The 5,474-nt window shown below is 50.6% G+C and carries 6 protein-coding genes; 1 reads left to right on the top strand and 5 read right to left on the bottom strand.

Features of this window, described 5'->3' with window-relative positions; all coding sequences use genetic code 11:
- On the top strand, positions 1-578 hold a 578-nt coding region (locus tag D9N14_RS18300), incomplete at its 5' end, for a protein-L-isoaspartate(D-aspartate) O-methyltransferase (RefSeq protein WP_290582432.1).
- Between the two features lie 12 nt (positions 579-590).
- Here the strand turns inward: D9N14_RS18300 and D9N14_RS18305 are convergent.
- The 5 genes from D9N14_RS18305 to D9N14_RS18325 form a co-directional block, all read right to left on the bottom strand.
- A complete protein-coding gene (locus tag D9N14_RS18305; RefSeq protein WP_290582433.1) occupies positions 591-2,966 on the bottom strand; it encodes a hypothetical protein in 2,376 nt (791 codons plus the stop codon).
- A 95-nt stretch (positions 2,967-3,061) separates the two neighbouring features.
- A complete protein-coding gene (locus D9N14_RS18310) occupies positions 3,062-4,090 on the bottom strand; it encodes a zinc-dependent alcohol dehydrogenase family protein (RefSeq protein WP_290582435.1) in 1,029 nt (342 codons plus the stop codon).
- Complete coding sequence (locus D9N14_RS18315) at positions 4,068-4,319, bottom strand: hypothetical protein (RefSeq protein ID WP_290582437.1); 252 nt, start codon at positions 4,317-4,319, stop codon at positions 4,068-4,070. The genes D9N14_RS18310 and D9N14_RS18315 overlap by 23 nt, the downstream gene beginning before the upstream one ends.
- A gap of 19 nt (positions 4,320-4,338) precedes the next feature.
- A complete protein-coding gene (locus tag D9N14_RS18320) occupies positions 4,339-5,100 on the bottom strand; it encodes a sigma-70 family RNA polymerase sigma factor (protein WP_290582440.1) in 762 nt (253 codons plus the stop codon).
- Positions 5,101-5,116: 16 nt separating this feature from the next.
- Positions 5,117-5,474: hypothetical protein (locus D9N14_RS18325; RefSeq protein ID WP_290582442.1), on the bottom strand; the 358-nt coding region annotated here is incomplete at its 5' end.

The following is a 5,474-nucleotide window of genomic DNA, read 5'->3' on the forward strand; positions in this document are numbered from 1 at the left end:
GGAACCCTGCCGTGCTCAAGGCGATGAAACAGGTGCCGCGCCACGAATTCGTACCGCAGCACATTCGCAAACTGGCTTATGCCGACCGTCCCTTGCCGATAGGCGAGGGACAAACCATCAGCCAGCCTTACGTGGTGGCCTGGATGTCTCAACTGCTGGAGCTCGAAAAAGGCATGAAGGTGCTGGAAATCGGAACGGGTTCGGGTTACCAGGCAGCAGTGCTGGCGGCCATGGGAGTGAAAACCTATTCCATGGAAATCAGACCGAACCTTGCCCGTGAGGTCAAAATTCGGCTGAAAAAACTTGGTTACAAGGTGGAGGTGCGTCAAGGTGACGGTTATTACGGCTGGAATGAGCATACACCCTTTGACAGAGTCATCATCACCGCGGCTGCCAATCATGTACCGCGTCCATTGCTCGACCAGCTAAAACCCGGCGGTAAGCTGATCCTGCCCCTCGGCAATGTGCGTTACTCTCAAAACATGACTCTGATAGAGAAAGACTCACAGGGCAAAATGCGTACTTCGCAGCACGGACAAGTCCGTTTTGTGCCGATGGTCGGAGCGGCACAGGAATAGCCGTTCCCTCCTTCACCCTCCCCGAATTTCCAGGGTCAACCACGCGGTTCCATAAGCCAACGCACCCAGCAGAAACAGAATTGACTGTCCGGCCAACTGTGCGATCCATACTGCGCCGGCCGCTCCCGCCACTGAAGCGCAGGCGTTGGCACACCAAGCCATGGCCACCCGGATTCTTCTTTCCTCAGTATGCTTTCCAAAGACCGCAAAATGCTTCAGTCCTGCCGGGAAAGGAATACCCATCAGCAGCCCGCTCGCACTAACCACCAACCAGGCCCACAGCAGCCGTATAATCCATTCTTCGCCGGACAATTCCCTGAGCAAGTCCGGGAGGTTTCGGAAGCAGAAGAACAAACCGAACAGCAGCAGCAAAAAATAAAATCGTATTCCGGTTCTCGAGAACCTACTGCTGAGGAAAGAACCGAGTCCTGAAGCCGTTAGCAGTCCACTGAGCACCAGGGCGAAGGAATATACCGGCTGTCCCAGAAACGGTGTAAGTTTTTCCAGCAATGCGATTTCCACCAGCATGAAGGCCAAACCGATACCGGCAAAATATAGTAAAACCGAAATGGTGTTTTCCATCCTGCGCAGGTGGGGCAGAATCGGAATGCCAATCAGCAGCAGCGCACTCAGGCTCACTGCGGCAAACAGCAGGGGAACAAGCAGGCCGGCTTCAACCAGACCTTCCCACTTGCCGCCGAGACTCTTTCGAATATCGTCCAGCCTGTTCCAGTCCAGGAAGAGTTCAAAATATGGCCGGTCATCGGTAACCGGTTGCAGGTCAAATGGAGTCCTTGAATGAAAAGCTGGAGGATCCGCCAACAGTTCCCGCACTCCTAGTGCATAAACTGGTTCCTGCAGCTGGATTACACTATTCCTTTCTGTTTCAGGCATGTCCGGATAATAAACTGGAGCGAATCCTCTGCTGAGGCAGAATTCGCGGAAACGACTGCTTTCTTTAGGTGTCCAGGCTTCCCGTGAAACCAGCACCATCAAGGTACTGAGTGTCCGGAACACTCCCAGCCTCTGGTCCGGTTTCCAACCCTGACGGCGCATTGCAGTGATAACGGTGGCCAGCAGCCGCATCTCACCGCGAGGAGGCGGAAGCAGAAAACGGTGCACAGCCAGCCAACCGCCGGGTGCCAGGCGGTTCAGCAGGGACTGCATACCTTCAAGGCTCATCAACTGATCGGTTTTTAATGGATCCATGCCTGTGCTGCCGACCGGGGCAGAGCTTTCGATTGCAACCAGAATCCTGTCAAAATTCTGCTCCGGCTTTTGACAGGGTTCCGGACAGTCTTCTGCCAGGAGAGAGCGTGCTTCAGTGGCCCGAAATTCAATTTGCGGGAAACGGCTGTCTTCAGCCAGCCTTTCTGTCAGCAACTGGTACGGCGTCTGAACCAGAACAGAAGAAGTACCGGCTTCAACTGCAGCTAGCGCCTGCTGCCCCCCAAGTGTTTTCAGTACCAGCACATTTTCCGGTGGTGATTGTTTAAAATACAGCACCCACTCCGGAAGGTGACGCAGATAAGATCCAAGTGAATCGGGAACCAGAGGTGCCACTCCGGTAAGACCGTCAGCATCCAACGTCAATCCAAGCTGATCCGGAAGCGATCCCCGAAATTCCAGACTCAAGCCGGGTGCAAAGCGGGCCAGCGGAGTTTCCAGCCAGTCAATCCGTACGGAAGCATCGCGCTGTGTTTCCAGCAGTTTGCTGCCGGGATAGCGTAAAGCATGGGGAAGATTCTTGTAGTCGCTGATTCTGAGTTCCAGTTTCCCCAGCCAAAATGAACCGCAGAACAGGGTCAGCAGAGTTGCCAAAGCGAGTATATTTTGTTTCTTTCCCGAAGCCAGGCAGAGGCTGCTGCATGCTGCCAGAAGCGCGGGTATACCTAGACCTTCAATTTCCGTCAACCACGGGGCCGTCAGGAAAAAACCCGCGCATCCGCATGCTGCGCCGATAAGATCGCTTGCGTAAAGAAAATGCGCGTGTTCGGTGTATGCTTCCAACAGCAGGTTCAGCGTCAGTCCCGCCAGAAAAAAAGGGAACGCCAGCAGCAGGAAAATCAGCAGCAGCCAGACTCCGTGCCGTGGATCCAGCGCCATCAGTGCCGGATCGAATGGCAGGTGACTGCTGAGCAGGAAAAGAGGGATCAGAAGCAGCGAAAAACAGAGGACAGGAAGGAGAGGCGGGATGCGACGGGAGCTGGACAAACGAAAAGCCCCGGCCGCACCGTAGCCCAGCAGAGCTCCGCTGATGATCAGGAATGCATAATGATTCCACAGTTCAATGGCCAGCAGACGCGAAAGACTGATTTCGTACATCAGAGCTGCCGATGAAACCAGAAACATGCCTGCTGGAATACGTACTCTCATCTTCTCTGACAAATGTAGATCTGAACATTTCTGAACCCTCCGCTCATCTCCGGGTTTCTCTTTGCGGCAGCAATTATGCGGGCATTGGAGTTTTCACCCCTAACGGCTCAATCGATTTTCAAAACCTTTGCCCCCCTGATTCTCCTCGTCTTGAGTTCAACCAAAGCCTCGTTTGCATCTTCTAATGCGAATTCCTGAATTTCGGGTTTGATTCGCATTTCGGCCGCCAGTGCCAGAAACTCACTCACGTCTTTTCGACATATGTTGGCAACACTTTTGATTTCCTTTTCCAGCCATAAATGGACGGGATAGTCCAGGCCCAGAAGAGATTCTTTATCCGCCTCTTCTTTGCCAATCGCGTTGATGACCAGTCTCCCTCCTGGTTCAAGATTTTTCAAAGATTCAATTACAGATAACCATGCCGGTGTGGTGTCTATTATGCAGTCCAGTTTTTCCGGTGAGTCCTCTTCAATATCCCCTGACCAAACAGCGCCAAGTTTACCGGAAAACTCTCTCTCCTTCACACTTCTGGCAAAGACAAAAACTTTTGTATTCGGATACTGATGTTTCACCATCTTCAGAACCAGGTGACCGGAAGCCCCAAATCCGGTAAGACCCAGATTCTGTCCGTCCTTGAGACCGGACAATCTCAGGGATCTATAACCAATTGCACCGGCACACAGCAGGGGAGCTGCCTCAGAGTCGTTAAAAAAGTGGGGAATGTGATAGGCAAAGCCTTCTGCTACTTTCATATACTGGGCATATCCTCCATTTGCATCTCTACCGGCAGCTTTGAAATCCGGACATAGATTTTCATTGCCTGCCAGACAGAACTTGCATGTTCCACAGACAGAGAAAATCCAGGCGATACCGACACGATCTCCAATTCTGAAGGTGTTAGCTTCGCTTCCGGTTGCTTCGATCCGGCCAACCACTTGATGTCCCAGTACAATTGGCAAACGCGGCGGGTGTGTTCGCCCCTCAATCTCATCCAACTCGGTATGGCAAACCCCGCAGGCAGAAACCCTGATCAAAATCTCATTCGCTGATGGGATGGGATCTGGCAGTTCTGTCAGTTCCAACGGAGCCTGATTTTCTTCGAGTCCGCAGAGTTCATTCAAGACCATTGCTTTCATTTTTTTCCTGGCTGCGCAGAGCGGTCTGCATAGAAAGGTAACCGGTGAGGATGCCGTCCTCGTAGTTGAAAAGAGCGTCTGTGGATAGTTCCGGAAAATCCTGGGGGTTGCGGATGTCTTCCGGAGTTGCATCCGCTACAAGTTCGCGTGCAACTTTGAGAACTTTGGACCGCTGCTGATCAACCATTTCCTGAATCAGTTGTGCAATTGAGGATGTGTCACTCGGCATTTCTGCATTTCGAATTTTGTTAATTTTCCATCCCGTCTTTGGTCATAATCCGCAGTTTAGCACGCAACTTGAGTATTGTTTTTGAGCGGATTTGTGATACCCTGGACTCTATTACACCCAGAATTTCTCCTATTTCCTTCAAGTTCATTTCTTCTTCATAATACAGAGCCAGCACCATCTGTTCCCGTTCCTCCAGTTGACCAATTGCTTCAGCCAATTTGGTTTTCATCTGCTGCAATGACAGTATGGAAAAGGGATCTTTTTCTCCAGGTTTAGACAGGATTTCCAGTAAACTGACACTGTCTTCCTCATTGGAGTAACCTTTGAATTCTTCAATGGATATTAAAGGGGTGGGGCTGGCCTTGCGGATGAATTCGTAATATTCATCCATACTCATTTTCATCTGCCCTGCCATTTCCTGGTCACTGGGTTCACGGCCAAGTTCAAAAGACAGTTCCCTCCATGCAGAGCTGTGTTTATTGGTGTCGGCACGAACCGAACGCGGCACCCAGTCCATTTTACGCAGTTCATCAAGAATTGCCCCTTTGATGCGGAATTCAGCGTATGTTTTAAACTTAACATCTCTGGTGGGATCGAACTTATCCACTGCATCCAAGAGCCCAATCATACCAACTTGATACAGTTCTTCCTGGTCTACTCCTGGTGGAAAACGGGCGGCCATTCTAGTCACAACTCTTTTGACAAGCGGGGCATGTTTTATGAGTTGATCTTCCCTGCTCTGCTGAGTTTTTTCAGTATAGGGATTTTGCTTGGTGGGCATGATATTTACTCATTCCTCAGGTTCCGGAAATGTTCAGCAGTAAATCTACCATACGTTCCTTTGAGGCCACCTCAATATCTTCTGGAACTTTTTGTCCTACTGTCAAATAGGAGAGCGGTTTTTTGAAACGAATTGCATGGTTGAAGAGCGAACCGTAGGAAGCACTTTCATCAAGTTTTGTAAAAATAATGCTGTCAATTGGCATGCAGCCGAATTTCCTTGTTACTTCACTCATGTCACTGTCTTTGCTTGTTGCACTCAGAACCAGGGCATTATGTATCCGACCGCGTTCGTCAAATATTTCACGCATTTCATACAATTGCTTTTCGTTACGCTGAGAGCAGCCGTCAGTGTCAATAATGATTGAATCATAA

Source organism: Ketobacter sp. (assembly GCF_003671495.1).
Classification (GTDB): domain Bacteria; phylum Pseudomonadota; class Gammaproteobacteria; order Pseudomonadales; family Ketobacteraceae; genus Ketobacter.

Coding starts and splice junctions, on each gene's coding strand:
- D9N14_RS18310 (WP_290582435.1), bottom strand. CDS start 4,090: ATGAAAGCAATGGTCTTGAATGAACTCTGCGGACTCGAAGAAAATCAG.
- D9N14_RS18320 (WP_290582440.1), bottom strand. CDS start 5,100: ATGCCCACCAAGCAAAATCCCTATACTGAAAAAACTCAGCAGAGCAGG.
- D9N14_RS18315 (WP_290582437.1), bottom strand. CDS start 4,319: ATGCCGAGTGACACATCCTCAATTGCACAACTGATTCAGGAAATGGTT.